The 13,320-nt window shown below is 38.7% G+C and carries 17 protein-coding genes and 1 pseudogene; 10 read left to right on the top strand and 8 right to left on the bottom strand.

All coding sequences use genetic code 11. From position 1 onward, the window contains the following. Positions 1-42: 42 nt before the first annotated feature. The 3 genes from WMZ97_RS10385 to WMZ97_RS10375 are packed head-to-tail and all read left to right on the top strand — an operon-like array spanning position 43 to position 1,976. Positions 43-543: a GNAT family N-acetyltransferase gene (locus WMZ97_RS10385; protein ID WP_343272012.1), complete on the top strand. Its 501-nt coding sequence runs from the start codon at positions 43-45 to the stop codon at positions 541-543. A gap of 39 nt (positions 544-582) precedes the next feature. Beyond that, a complete protein-coding gene (locus WMZ97_RS10380) occupies positions 583-1,422 on the top strand; it encodes a sulfurtransferase (protein WP_343272011.1) in 840 nt (279 codons plus the stop codon). Then, positions 1,419-1,976, top strand: coding sequence for a DNA-3-methyladenine glycosylase I (locus WMZ97_RS10375; RefSeq protein ID WP_343272010.1), 558 nt, complete (start codon positions 1,419-1,421; stop codon positions 1,974-1,976). The genes WMZ97_RS10380 and WMZ97_RS10375 overlap by 4 nt, the downstream gene beginning before the upstream one ends. A gap of 24 nt (positions 1,977-2,000) precedes the next feature. On the opposite strand, the gene WMZ97_RS10370 is transcribed toward WMZ97_RS10375, so the two are convergent. Then, complete coding sequence (locus tag WMZ97_RS10370) at positions 2,001-3,074, bottom strand: ABC transporter permease (RefSeq protein ID WP_343272009.1); 1,074 nt, start codon at positions 3,072-3,074, stop codon at positions 2,001-2,003. Between the two features lie 3 nt (positions 3,075-3,077). Beyond that, positions 3,078-3,938, bottom strand: a complete 861-nt coding sequence (locus tag WMZ97_RS10365; protein ID WP_343272008.1) for an ABC transporter permease subunit — start codon at positions 3,936-3,938, stop codon at positions 3,078-3,080. Between the two features lie 402 nt (positions 3,939-4,340). Here WMZ97_RS10365 and WMZ97_RS10360 point away from each other — a divergent pair, with 402 nt between their 5' ends. The 4 genes and pseudogenes from WMZ97_RS10360 (at position 4,341) to WMZ97_RS10345 (ending at position 7,192) form a co-directional block, all read left to right on the top strand. Further along, positions 4,341-4,853 carry a GNAT family N-acetyltransferase gene (locus WMZ97_RS10360; protein ID WP_343272007.1) on the top strand — a complete coding sequence of 171 codons (513 nt, stop codon included), beginning with the start codon at positions 4,341-4,343 and terminating at the stop codon, positions 4,851-4,853. Positions 4,854-4,970: 117 nt separating this feature from the next. Next, the gene (locus tag WMZ97_RS10355) at positions 4,971-5,543 is read left to right on the top strand and encodes a TetR/AcrR family transcriptional regulator (RefSeq protein ID WP_343272006.1); all 573 of its coding nucleotides are present in this window, start codon (positions 4,971-4,973) and stop codon (positions 5,541-5,543) included. Between the two features lie 69 nt (positions 5,544-5,612). Continuing rightward, positions 5,613-6,542, top strand: a pseudogene (locus tag WMZ97_RS10350) (SDR family NAD(P)-dependent oxidoreductase). A gap of 302 nt (positions 6,543-6,844) precedes the next feature. Next, positions 6,845-7,192, top strand: coding sequence for a DUF4260 domain-containing protein (locus tag WMZ97_RS10345; protein ID WP_343272005.1), 348 nt, complete (start codon positions 6,845-6,847; stop codon positions 7,190-7,192). A 183-nt stretch (positions 7,193-7,375) separates the two neighbouring features. Here WMZ97_RS10345 and WMZ97_RS10340 read toward each other — a convergent pair whose 3' ends face one another. From WMZ97_RS10340 to WMZ97_RS10330, 4 genes are all read right to left on the bottom strand, one after another. Beyond that, positions 7,376-8,287: a hypothetical protein gene (locus WMZ97_RS10340; protein WP_343272004.1), complete on the bottom strand. Its 912-nt coding sequence runs from the start codon at positions 8,285-8,287 to the stop codon at positions 7,376-7,378. 129 nt (positions 8,288-8,416) lie between these two features. After that, positions 8,417-8,626 carry a hypothetical protein gene (locus tag WMZ97_RS21900; RefSeq protein ID WP_405027675.1) on the bottom strand — a complete coding sequence of 70 codons (210 nt, stop codon included), beginning with the start codon at positions 8,624-8,626 and terminating at the stop codon, positions 8,417-8,419. 174 nt (positions 8,627-8,800) lie between these two features. Next, positions 8,801-9,265 carry a YrvL family regulatory protein gene (locus WMZ97_RS10335; protein ID WP_343272003.1) on the bottom strand — a complete coding sequence of 155 codons (465 nt, stop codon included), beginning with the start codon at positions 9,263-9,265 and terminating at the stop codon, positions 8,801-8,803. Positions 9,266-9,324: 59 nt separating this feature from the next. Continuing rightward, positions 9,325-9,573, bottom strand: a complete 249-nt coding sequence (locus WMZ97_RS10330) for a PspC domain-containing protein (protein ID WP_343272002.1) — start codon at positions 9,571-9,573, stop codon at positions 9,325-9,327. Between the two features lie 104 nt (positions 9,574-9,677). Here WMZ97_RS10330 and WMZ97_RS21895 point away from each other — a divergent pair, with 104 nt between their 5' ends. The 3 genes from WMZ97_RS21895 to WMZ97_RS10320 all read left to right on the top strand — a co-directional run bounded on the left by WMZ97_RS21895 (position 9,678) and on the right by WMZ97_RS10320 (position 12,499). Then, positions 9,678-9,821 (top strand): RAxF-45 family protein, encoded by a 144-nt coding sequence (locus WMZ97_RS21895; RefSeq protein WP_405027674.1) that lies wholly within the window; start codon positions 9,678-9,680, stop codon positions 9,819-9,821. A 106-nt stretch (positions 9,822-9,927) separates the two neighbouring features. Next, on the top strand, positions 9,928-11,553 hold the full coding sequence (gene abc-f, locus WMZ97_RS10325) for a ribosomal protection-like ABC-F family protein (protein WP_343272001.1): 1,626 nt from the start codon (positions 9,928-9,930) through the stop codon (positions 11,551-11,553). A 121-nt stretch (positions 11,554-11,674) separates the two neighbouring features. Further along, positions 11,675-12,499, top strand: coding sequence for an aldo/keto reductase (locus tag WMZ97_RS10320; RefSeq protein WP_343272045.1), 825 nt, complete (start codon positions 11,675-11,677; stop codon positions 12,497-12,499). An 81-nt stretch (positions 12,500-12,580) separates the two neighbouring features. Here WMZ97_RS10320 and mntA read toward each other — a convergent pair whose 3' ends face one another. Both mntA and WMZ97_RS10310 read right to left on the bottom strand, forming a co-directional pair. Next, positions 12,581-12,901, bottom strand: a complete 321-nt coding sequence (gene mntA / locus WMZ97_RS10315; RefSeq protein ID WP_343272000.1) for a type VII toxin-antitoxin system MntA family adenylyltransferase antitoxin — start codon at positions 12,899-12,901, stop codon at positions 12,581-12,583. Next, entirely contained in the window at positions 12,894-13,313 is a 420-nt protein-coding gene (locus tag WMZ97_RS10310; protein ID WP_343271999.1) for an HI0074 family nucleotidyltransferase substrate-binding subunit, read from the bottom strand. Before WMZ97_RS10310 ends, mntA begins: the two co-directional genes overlap by 8 nt. Positions 13,314-13,320: the final 7 nt, after the last annotated feature.

Raw genomic sequence — 13,320 nt, 5'->3', positions numbered from 1 at the left:
AATCGTATCATGTTTGTAGAAATACGTAGGAAGCTGAGGTGGATGAAATTGATTAGAGTGGTAAAAGAAAATGAGGCTGAAGCATTACTAGATTTGGTCAAACAGGTGGAAGCAGAGAGTCCATATATGCTTCATGGTGCGGGTGAACGAAAAACGACAGTCGAATCGATGCGGAAGATGATTACAACAAGTGCAGCTGGGGAGAACTCATCCATTTTGGTTGCTGAAGAAAAAGGAGAATTGGCTGGATATTGCCTGGCGATGGGCGGAAAAGCGAATCGGATTCAACATAGCGCATATATAGTAATTGGCATTCTAGAAGCACACCATGGGAAAGGAATTGGTACAGCCTTTTTCACCACTGTGGAACATTGGGCAAAAAGCCAAGATTTGCGTCGATTAGAGTTAACGGTAACGGTTGAAAATGAGGCAGCAATTGGGTTATATAAGAAAGCAGGGTTCGACGTGGAAGGTGTCAAAAAGGATTCCCTGCTCATCGGCGGAGTTTTCAAAGATGAATATTATATGGCAAAATTGCTATGATGGAAGCAGGAATAGAAAGTATTTTTGGGAGGGGTTTCAATGTCTGTTTTAGTAACGCCTGATTGGCTGGCAAATCGTCAAAAACAACATCCGGAGCAAACGGTAGTCGTTGATGTGCGTTTTTCATTGACAGAACCTGCAGCAGGAGAAAAAGCGTATAAGGAAAGTCACATTCCGGAAGCAATTTATCTTGATTTGAACAAAGATTTAGCAGGTCCGGTTCAAGAGCATGGGGGAAACCATCCATTGCCAGATATGACTGACTTTGCCGAACGACTAGGAGAGGTGGGAATTGATCAGGATACAACGGTTGTGATTTACGACCAGGATAATGATATGTTTGCAGCAAGATTGTGGTGGCTGCTGTATTACGCCGGGCATGATCATGCCTATATTTTAGATGGTGGATTAGCAGCATGGATAAAACAAGGGTATGTCGTAACGAACAAGGTCCCGGTTCCAACTGTAAAGCAATTCAATCCGTTTGTTCGTTCGGATGAAATTGTTCAGATGACAGAAGTGAAGGAAAAAGTAAACAATGGGTCAGCTGTGTTATTGGATTCTCGTGCTAAAGATCGTTACTTAGGTAAAACGGAGCCTCTTTATGCAAAAGCAGGCCATATACCCGAGGCTAAAAATTACTTTTGGAAAGATGTGCTTGCAGAAAATGGCCAATGGAAAACGATCGAGTCACTGCAATCCCATTTTGCGGCATTTGGGAAACAGGAAGAAATTATTGTCTCGTGTGGGTCTGGGGTATCCGCATGCCCGAATGTATTGGCTTTGAAAATGGCAGGCTATGAAAATGTAAAACTGTACCCTGGAAGTTTTAGCGACTGGATTTCGTATCCTGAAAATAAAGTGGAGACACAAGCATGAAATCACGTTGTGACTGGGTAACATCAGATCCGATTTATATACACTACCATGACAATGAATGGGGAAAGCCAACCTATGATGACCGTGCTCTTTTTGAAATGTTGTGTTTGGAGGGAGCACAGGCCGGGCTTAGTTGGATTACCATCTTAAAACGACGGGAAAATTATCGGGCCGCCTTTGACCAGTTTGATCCACAATTGGTAAGCGCGTATGATGAGACGAAAGTAAACGAACTGCTGCAAGACGCGGGGATAATCCGGAATGAACGTAAAATTCGTTCGGTCATTACGAATGCACAATCTTTTTTGAAAATAGTGGAGGAGTATGGTACCTTTCGTTCATACATTTGGCGATTTGTTGATGGTAAACCGATTAACAATCATTGGAAGACCCATGCCGATGTGCCTGCTTCAACGGAAGAATCGGAGCAGATGAGCAAAGATTTGAAAAAACAGGGTTTCAAATTTGTGGGCCCAACGATCTGTTATGCGTTTATGCAGGCAACGGGAATGGTGAATGATCATACGAGGAATTGCTTTTTGTATCATGAATAATTGCGCGGGCGCCAGGCATGTAATCTATTCAGGAGTGTCTGGTCGCCTGGCTCCCGTATGATCACCGTGATCATGGATAAACGCAAAATTGAAAGCCTCTCGTTTACGTTTCGCATCTTTTTTCGTTAAAGGTTGCTCCATCGTTTTTTTAGCGATACGAGTTTCTCCGAGAAGAACATCCTCCATCCCTTTAATCATAAAGTTAAATGCAAGAATGACAAGCATGAATGCAATCATCGGGCCAAAAAAGTTCCATGTCCAGCCCCCCAAATGCTCTAATCCTTTTCCTACAACTCCGGACCATTCACTGGAAACAGAAATGTACGCATTTTGCGAATCATCGATAGCTTTTACTAATGTTCCGCCGAACAACACATGGAACACGCCAAGATGAATTAACAAAACCAATACCTGGACAATTTCCTGGATAAATTGGATCAACAACCGTGGCCACATATAGGGAAGCACATGCTTTTTTAATAGATGGAAACGACCTCCACCAAGCGTTTTTGCGGTGGTAATGTATTCTTCTTTATACACGTGATTGACTTGATTGCCAATCAGCAGGGAAGTGGTCGGGATCGCAACAACAGTTAAAATGATTAACTCAAAGACGACCTTTTGCATAAAACTGTATTCCTCCACAAATCCGGATGGCAATACAATCACATCAAAAAGAAGAATGTAGCAGAGTAATGCCGTTGGGATAAAGTAAAATCCATTCACTAGCCCGCTAATATATTTATTCAGCCTAGAAAGGAAATCCCCAAAAATCAATCCAACGAAAGATGAAACGATCACCCTTAGTGCTGCGACAAGAACAGCGATTCCTATTGTATATTTGGCACCCTGTAATAAGATGAAAAAGATGTGTTGTCCTATCGGATCTGTCCCAAGCGGGGGTACATCAAGCGGGTTAAAGGGTCCCTTTGCAATCATTTGTCCCTCGTTATTGTACAGCCATGTGCTAACCGGGATCTTCCCGTGGAAAACTAGTCCATGAATCAAACTGGCGGATATAAGTAACGCCAAAAAAATAAATCCACCTAAAAAATAGGGATGCTTGAATAGTTTTTTCAACCTGTTTCTTGAATGCATGCATTAAACCTCCACTTGTCTGCCGGTTGTTTTTTCAATCATGATCTGCATCAGGGACTGCACCGCATAGATGGGTACAAATAATAGCAGCAGGCCCACGGTCAGTATCTCTGGTGAATAATGGTCAAACATGAAACGCAGCATGCCATCCGTCTCGAAAATATATTCGACAATAAGCAAACTGGACAGCATAAAGCCGATAATAGACTTTGCTTGAAGAAAGATACGAATGATGGCATTTCGTAACACATGGAAAAATAACACTTCATAAAAACGTAACCCCTTGGATTTGGCAACATCGATATATAACTCAGAGATTTCCTCCTCGAAATCATAAATTAGGTTTCGATAAAAAAGCAATGTCGGCAGGGCAGCGAGCGCAATCGTTGGCAGAATAAGAATTCTTTCATCGCCATAAGCCGCAATATTAAATAATAAAATGCCTGTATGTTTATAAAGCGGAATGACGATAACGATAAAAAAGCCAATCACAAGCACATCTGGGACCGATTCGGTCAGATAAAGGAGAAACTTGATTTTTTCACGCCCTTTTCTCGGCAGCAGCATGGTGACGTACGTCAATGCTAATGCCAATAGAAAAGCAACAAAAAAAGCAAGGAAAAGCAGCATGATGGAATACTCCCACCGCGCCCAAATCCCCGGAAATAGCGGATACATCTCCTGGTGAAGCTCATATGTTATCGTGCCTGGATGAAAGATACTTGAAACAATCGATTCCACGCCGGCGACATACGTGGAAACGTCCAATTTCATCCCCTGAAACAAAGCAGGAACCGCTGCTATCAGGATAATGCCAATGGTTGTTAATACGAACTTTAGCAAAATTCGATAATAGAGATTCATAGGTTACCTTCTTTCCTGTGCTTGTATGCTTAAAGTTTAAAAGGTCTGAAAATTTCTGGTTCCCATTGTAATTCCTTTCATGGTAGATTACAATCCCTCTTTCTTTGGAAACATGACGGATTACTCGTTTGTAAAGCTGTTTCGGTCCTTTTCAACACTGATGAAGATATTCTTAAAAGCAATACAGTAAAGAAAGATCTTCATCATCCCAAGAGAAATCTTTTACTGGCTTTACGTATAAGAAAGGTATTATGCCTTATTCCAGGATAATTGAAAAGCAGTTTCTTAAATTGCTCGGATATAAACCTTTCAAAAATTAACCCTTGAAAATCAAGCTTGTCTTCTAGTACAATAGCAATTTGTGTACATGAACGCAAATGCTAGCAGAAGGGAGGTATGAAAATGGTTTACTCGGCTTTTTTGGAAGAGGAAAAAGATAAAGCGGAAATAAAAGAAAAACTGGACACATTGGAAATCCAACTGGCCCGGATGCAAAACAATATTAAACAAATTGCTAAAAAATCAGAAGTGATCAGTATCGATCGGGCCAGGGATGAACAACTAGTGGTGATTTATGCGGATAAACAGAAAGATATGTTTCAATTAATGCTGCATGATTGCCAGTCCCCGTTTCGTGGCAAATGGCATTCAGCAATCCAGGCAGAATTTAAAGGAGAAGATACGCTGCATATTGCGGACATCAAGGGGGAGCAAAATAAAGGATATGGATCGGTACTGATGGAGCATTTAAAAGAAATGGCTCGTGAGGAGAATATCCAGTATATAACAGGCGATATTGTTGTACGTGATTTTGATCATGTTGATCGGTTAACGTATTTTTATCATAAGCATGATTTTAATGTGAAGGTTAATTATGAAGGCAAAAATGGAAGAATTGTTTGGAATGATTATTAAAGTCTGGTAAGAAGCAGGTACTTTAAACCTTCTTACCTATTTTTCTTGACAAAAATAACACCTCACCATATACTTTTAATTGAACAGTGGTTAAATAATAACCGGAGGCAGGAAACAATGGCGGCTAGGAAAGCGGTAAAAAAAGAATTAACACGCCATATGATTATGGATGCAGCAAGGGATTTATTCGTGGAGAAAGGCTATCAACTGGTGTCCATGAGGCAAATTGCAATGAAGCTGGGCTACAGTCATGGGGCGATTTATTATCATTTTAAAAATAAAGCGGAATTGTTTTATGCACTGGTGGAGGATCATTTCCGTTTGCTTGATGAAAAGGTTGCAGATCTGGCAGAACAAGATTTAAGTGATTACGAGAAACTGCGAAATATTTTATTAGGCTACATTGAGTTTGGGCTTACACATCAGAGTCATTATGAAATTATGTTTCTAGTTAAAGATGATGAGGTACGAAATTTCATGAACCAAGGTCCAATGAATACGTATCAAACATTTGCTGGTCACGTTGCCGAACTAAGTGAAAAGTCGCTTTCGGTTCGAGAAATTTGGTCGATATTTTTATCGTTACACGGGTTTGTTACCCATTATTTGCAGCATGTAACAACGTATGAAGATGCCAGAGGGATGGCTGAATTCCATGTAAACCTCTTGTTGGAGTGGACAAAAAAATAAGGTACCTCCACTTTATTTTTTAAGGGTAATTTGAACACTGGTCAATTAATGAAAGAAGTGATGTAAAGAATGAAACGTGCATTAGTATTAGGAGCTTCAGGTGGGATGGGCTATTCCATTGTGAAGGAATTATCATATCGGGGAATGGATGTAACTGCTTTTTCCCGTTCAAAGGAAAAACTGGAGAATATGTTTCTGCACAATCCAAATATTAGTATTTATCCGGGTGACGCTTTTAATCGCGATTCGCTGGAAAAAGCAGCTAATAATGTGGATATCATTTTTCATGCCATTAATTTGCCATATGGAGAATGGGCGAAGAAACTTTTGCCACTAACGGAAAATATACTTGCTGTTGTGAAAAGTCGGCAAACCAAATTGGTGGTAGTCGATAATATTTATAGCTATGGTAAAAACCCCGGGGAGAAAGTGAATGAGATATGTCCCAAAAGACCGCACACTGAAAAAGGGAAGTTGCGCATGGAAATGGGGCGTTTGATCGAAGCATCGGGAGTTTTCTATATGATCGTCCATTTTCCTGACTTTTATGGTCCCTGTGTAGAAAATGGGCAGATTAATTATACGCTCAAACAAGTTCTAGCTAACAAAAAAGCCGGCTTTATCGGTGCACAAACTATAAAAAGAGAACATATCTACACACCAGATGGGGCAAAGGCTATTGTGCAACTTGCTCAACATGAAAAAGCCTATGATCAAAGCTGGAATGTACCGGCGACTGATGTAATCAGCGGAGAGGAAATCATGCAAATGGTGCGTTCCATAACCGGTTATAAGAAATCTGTTTATACCATTACGAAGCGTATGATCTAGTTTTTGGGTCTGTTTAATAAACAAATGCGGGAATTTGCGGAAATGCAATATTTAAATGAAGATCCAGTGTTATTGAATGGGGAAAAATATGAAACAGCTATAGGTACGCTGCCAAAAACCCCATACCGGGAAGGGTTGAAGGAAACGATAGCTGCTTATGGAGGGTAAAAATGGTCGATTACCATTGATTGAATGAAGATCACGAATGCTATGGCTTGGTGCGGGCAATAAATCCAGATTTATTTTTCATATTCACTGGATTATCTATTATATTTTAACATTATCGAACGACAACTTACATCCAGTGCTTCAGTAGCTTCATGAGGTTGCTGGGGTAGACAGTTAATTACTTTTCGGTGCAAGAAATCTATACAATTATGTAAATGAGCGCAGCTGTCGGTACTAATAGTTGTGTTTCAAAAAAATGATCAGATTCCCAGAAAACAATGATAGAAGGAGGTGATGATGTTTTGAATAAGATTTTATTGCACACGGAAGGATGGACGGTTCTGATATTAAGCACTTATTTTTATTTTCATTTGGGATATAGTGGAATCCTGTTTGCCATTCTGCTGTTTATTCCGGATTTGTCAGCACTTGGGTATTTAAAAAGTAATAAGGTCGGATCCGTTTTATATAATATTTTTCATACGTATTGCATCCCTGTAGCAATAATAATGTATGGTATGTTGGTGAATAACCATACTTCTCTAATGATTGCCTTAATTTGGGTGGCACATATCGGTATGGATAGAATGTTTGGCTTTGGATTGAAATACCCAACAAAATTTCAAGACACTCATTTTAATCGTGTCTGAGTGGCCTTCTTCAATACGATCTGAAGCCCGTATTTCGCCACTTAAATGGGGTGACCTTTGTGATTTATTGATTCTTATTTAGCAGAAAGTCTAGGTATAGCATAGTTTAGGACTAGTTTTTTACCCCGAAACTTGAGTTATTAAATAATAGCGCCGATAGTTGAGCAATCCCTGCTTTTCTTTTTAGTCAATATCTTGTGGGTCACCAGAAAAGTCTTTGATTTCACCACTATTAATGTCTACTGCATATCGCCCATTTGTAGATGTATGCCCAGAAACTAAGGTAGCATATCTTACAATGACGTGGCCCTTTATCTCTCCATCATATGCTAGAAAGTGGTCTTTATCTTCTACAAAATCATCATAGGTATTACGCATATAATCTCTAACTAAGGAAATAGCTTCTTTCTGGTCTTTTTCGGGGGTGTCTGTTTCAATTTCAATACCCTGATTACCGCTTTGAGTCCCAGAGTTATCTATACTTTTTTGCTTGATCTTTTTAATTAACTTAATTATTTCTTCATCGTCACCTGGTTCTATGTAAATCTGCTTTGTATTTTTGATAATATCTTTTGTATATTCCCCCATAGATTTATCTATCTGTTTATAGCTAGGCCAATGTGAAGGAACATTATATAAATTAATCGTACTGTCCCCATTACTGCTATAGGTTACTACTCCATCTGCCATAATCTTGCCCCTCAATGAAATAACATCTTCTAGATAATTGACGCTATCATCATCATAAGGATTGACTTGTTCTCCTGCTGAAATATGTTCAACATTTAATTCCTTTGTATTTTTATTCCCAACAATTTGTAACCAAACGCGGGCATATTCAATTTCTTCAGCAGAATACTCGGATAATGCTTCACTTTCCTGACCTTTTGGGGAATCTACGCTCGTGTTTTCATCTGATGTTGCATCGTTATCATTGTTATTACTTGATTCAACATTAATGTTATTTTCTTTTTCAGAAACGTTATCTTCATTGCTGCTATTTGTATTGTTTTGGGCGGATGAACTCCCGCAGGCAGATAAAAATATAGTAACTAGAAATACTGTTAGTAGGATAATCAAATCCTTTTTATTCATTATTTTTATGCTCCCTCTATTACCGAAAATTATTGCTCATCAATGCTTAAATTTATTATAAAATTCAATCAGACCCATTTCTACTATGCTAAGTTTTATTCCAGATTGGCGCTGTTTATTAAATTATATTCAAGTTTTATATTGCAATATTGTAATAAACCACAGGCCATTATTACAAATCTTAAACAAATATTTTGAGAATCTTGTAACAGAGTTTACTCTCTCTTGATTAGAATGTAATGCTTTCAGTGTGGCATTATCATGTATGTTCATTGCCTTATTAATAATTTCATGCCACTCTTTATCAATGTGCTGTAATCCATACTCACCTGCACCCATTTTAGAAATAACACTACAATTATATCTCCCCCCCCTACTAAAACATTTCGTGATTTATTCTCCTCCACAATCTGGCACAATTGAAACATAACTTTTCTTCCGCACCAAAGTTCCTATTCTTGAAGAATTGTTGCTGTTAAATGCGTGGCTCATTTAAATAGTTCATTCAAATTCCTAAGTAGCTTTTTTCTTTGCACTTTTTTTGTTGTCAAATACAGATTCCAATATAGCTAATAGTAATGCGATTATGGCCTTCGTTCCTAAAGAGAGGGTAATGCTTTTCATAAATGCATCTACTGTTACAATGACGATCCAGTTCGCCACAAATGCAATAATTACTTGAATAAAAAATGCTTTCATATTTCCTCTTGTGTTTTGGACAGACAGCTTTCTTATAGCATCAAAAAATAAGTCAACCACAAACCCTAAAATAAAGAAACTAACAACAAAAATAAATAATGACCAAATCGATTGATAGTGAACACCAAGTAATTTAAAAACTCCCGCAAAGCCAAAAAAGAAAATGCCTAAAACGGAGGCGATTACCAATATAATAAAAAGCGTAAGTCCAATAATTGTTGCTGTTTTTTTTTTGGCATTCATATTTTTAAATGAATCATCATTATTATTCTCAGTCACTTAGAACCCCCTGATATTCCATTTTAATATGCCTGATAATGAAATTTCTAGGCTACTCTTTACGTTGGTCTTTCATCTAAACCAAAAACTAAAAATATATAGATCCAAAAGGATACACCTGAGGTAAAGAGAAATATTATTCTTATCAGAAAAGAGGAGATACCAAAATACGCTGCTATTCCTCCGCAAACTCCGTATAACGCTTTGTTAGTTGAGGATCTAGTTAATTTTTGAAGCACAAAAAACCCCCTTTGTTTAAGCTGAAGCACTATTGTGAATATAAACAAACCAACTTTTCTTACAACCATATTAACATAGATTAAAAAGGTCTATAAAAGCAAACTTTCATTTACTCCTCTCAGTTGACTCCAAACCATATTTACAATAAACTAAATATAACATAAAAAGGGAGGTGGATCAGTTGAATCATACTGGTAGTGGCATAACGAAGTTCAAAGCGTATCTTTGGATGCGTTATGCGATTTTTTCCGATATTTTTGCGCAAGGGACACGTGTGTACTTTTTGAATAGAAATATATGGAAAAGATACCAGTAAGAGACATCTATCCACGAACACGGAATTTTAATGAGGCGGTGGAGTGTTTGCTCTGCCGTCTTTTTTTTTTCATGCGGAAGGTCTCTTCAATACGGAGGAAGAGAATATGATTGTTTCAAGTTTAAAAGATGTTACGCAGACATTCGGTGCAAACACCATTTTTAGTGGGTTAACATGTGAAATAAACGATGGAGATCGAATTGGCCTGATTGGCAGAAACGGGGAAGGGAAGACAACATTATTACATTTGCTGGCTCAAAAAGCAGACCCGGCAGCGGGGAATGTAACCTGGAAAAAGGGATTAACGGTTGGCTTGTTAGAACAATCTCCCAAGGTAGAGGATGGCAGAAATGTTGAAACGTTACTATATGATGTTTTTGCAGCGATAAATCAAATGAAACGGAAAATGTTAAATTTAGAGAACGAAATGGCTATTGTAACAGATCCGGACAAACTGACACGTCTGGTTGAAAAATACGGTATGCTGCAAGAACAATTTCAAGCAGCAGGTGGTTACGAAATTGATTCACAGATAAGAAGAATCATGAGTGGCTTACAAATTGTAGATTTAGCAGATAAGCAATGGCAGCAATTAAGTGGCGGGGAACGAACAAAGGTAGGATTAGCTAAACTGTTGCTAACCGAGCCTGATTTGCTCCTGCTTGATGAGCCGACCAATCATTTGGATTTAGCTGCAATTGAATGGCTGACAGACTTTATCAAGCAATACACGGGGACAGTTATGATTGTCTCACACGATCGTTATTTTTTGGATGAAACGGTAACTTCCATTTTTGAAATGGATCAAGGTGAGCTTATTCGTTATCGGACGAATTACACGGACTATGTAAAGGAACGTGAGACACGATTATTGCGGGAATTTCAGCAATACCAGGACCAGCAAAAGAAAATAAAGAAGATGAAAGAAACCATTAAAAAATTGAAAGAATGGGCCAATCAGGCAAATCCGCCTAATGATGGACTGCATCGCCGGGCGAAAAGTATGGAAAAAGCACTTGCCCGAATAGAGGTAATAAAAAGACCTATTTTGGAACAAAAGAAGATTGATCTTGATTTTCAGATGAAAAAACGCAGCGGTAAAGATGTCATTGTTATGGAAAACACCAGCAAGCATTTTGATGAAAGGGAGTTATTTTCCAATTTAACTATGCACGTACGTTTTCAAGAGCGAGTTGCAATTGTCGGGGAAAATGGAAGTGGGAAATCGACCATCTTGAACACAATTTTGGGAATGGAAGAAGTCGACGTCGGTGTTATTGAATGGGGTAGTAATCTATCGGTTGGATCCCTTTCCCAGCATATGCTTGAACTGAACAAAGAGCAAACTATAGTGGACGAATTCCGGGATCAGGTTCAAGTAACGGAAGGGGAAGCCCGCGGGATATTAGCAAAGTTCCTGTTTTATGGGAAAACCGTTTTTCAAAAGGTAAGCAGTTTAAGTGGTGGGGAACAGATGCGGCTAAGGTTGGCACAGTTAGTCCATCAGAAGCACAATCTGCTGATTTTAGATGAACCAACGAATCATTTGGATATTGAGTCAAAGGAAGTGCTGGAGGAAGCGCTGGAACAGTTTGATGGTACTATTATTGCAGTGTCGCATGATCGCTATTTTCTCGATCGACTGTTTCCGATCACTTACTGGCTTAGTGATAAACGGCTAACTAGATATGAAGGAAACTATACCTTTGCACGGGAAAAACGTAAAAAATAGCATGAAGGTGTATGTAGCATTTATTTCGCTAAACTACGATATTGTTAATGGTCTCGGACAGGCATCGTATCTCATGTTATGGTAAACTGGACTACATCACAGCAAGAAAGGAAGCGATATGATGCAATATGTTACATTAAACAATGGCTTAAAAATGCCGCAGCTGGGCTTCGGTGTGTGGCAGGTAGCAGATGAAGAAGCGACACCTGCAGTAACGAAAGCACTAGAGGTGGGCTATCGTTCCATTGATACCGCAAAAGTTTACGAAAATGAGCATGGCGTTGGCAGAGCTTTGGCGAAAACCGATGTAGCCCGTGAAGATCTGTTCATTACGACTAAAGTCTGGAATAGTGATCAAGGATATGAAAATACATTAAAAGCATTTGACAAAAGCCTTGATCGATTAGGCCTTGATTATGTCGACCTGTATTTAATCCATTGGCCAACACCAGAGTATGACGATTATGTGGAAACTTATAAAGCAATGGAGAAACTATACAAGGATGGCCGTGTTAAAGCGATTGGCGTATGTAACTTCGACATTGAACACTTGCAACGTTTAATCGATGAATGTGAAGTGGTCCCAGCTGTAAACCAGGTAGAGTGTCATCCATTTTTACAGCAGAAGGAATTGAAGGATTTCTGTGAAAAGCATGATATTTACTTAGAGGCATGGAGTCCGTTAATGAGCGGCGGGGATGTGTTGAACAGTGAAGAAGTAAAAGCGATCGCTGATCAATATGGCAAAACACCGGCACAAGTTATCCTTCGTTGGCATTTGCAATATGATAACATCGTGATTCCGAAATCGGTCACACCATCACGTATTGAAGAAAACTTTGATGTATTCGATTTTGCTTTGAGTGATGATGATATGAAGAAAATGGCTGAACTGGATCGTAATCAACGTCAAGGTCCTGAGCCGAGTGAGATGAATGTACGATAGGAAATAGCAAAAATGACAAAACGGGCGCAGGATGACTTGCACCCGTTTTGGTATACAAAAAGTTTCGTGGTGGGGAAAATACTATGAAGATTTCCTTTGATCATAGTCTGAGTCATTCGAGTAAATTACCTTCCCGTGTTTTACAATTTCATGTTTTAATTCACTGGAGGCATTTTCGAACTTAATAAGGTCTAATAACAGTAAGGTGTCTAACTCCTCTTCTAACGTATCACTAAATTTGGCCCATTCTTTTTCGGACATTTCGGGAGCTACAAAGGCTAAATCAATGTCAGATTTCTGGATATTATCCCCGATTGCTCTGGAACCGAACAATATAATTTTATGAATGTTATTATTCTTACCCATTATATATAACTGGTCAATTAGTCTTTGCTCAATCATCGAGGGAATCACCCCATTCTTTTTCAAATTTAAATTTTAGGTACGTATATGTTTTCTTCATTTCAGGAAAGTAATCCATAATATTTTCGTAAATACATTTTGCTTTTTCTTCGTCATATGCATGAGACGTTTCATTTCTGTCACGAAGCATTTGTAACCAGGCCGGCTCGTTGTCTATCCAATCAACCTTATAGGCTTGCTTTAATGTTTCTCTGGGTGTTTTTGTTTCAATGCCTTCTTCAGCTAGGAGCCTTTTTAGGGCTTTCCAGTACAATTCCAATGAAAATTCAAAACGTTGAATGGTGCCATCAATATAGAGGCTATTTTTTTCATCTTCCTTTAAGGCTTCGTCAAGCCGGTCAAGTGCTTTCTCTAAGTTTGCTAAGCTCTGCATTGCCTTACGTTTTGACATAAATACA

It is taken from the genome of Lentibacillus songyuanensis (genome assembly GCF_039548255.1).
GTDB lineage: Bacteria > Bacillota > Bacilli > Bacillales > Amphibacillaceae > Lentibacillus_C > Lentibacillus_C songyuanensis.
The sequence above is the reverse complement of the archived record's forward strand: the minus strand, read 5'-3'. Positions and strand labels throughout refer to the sequence as shown.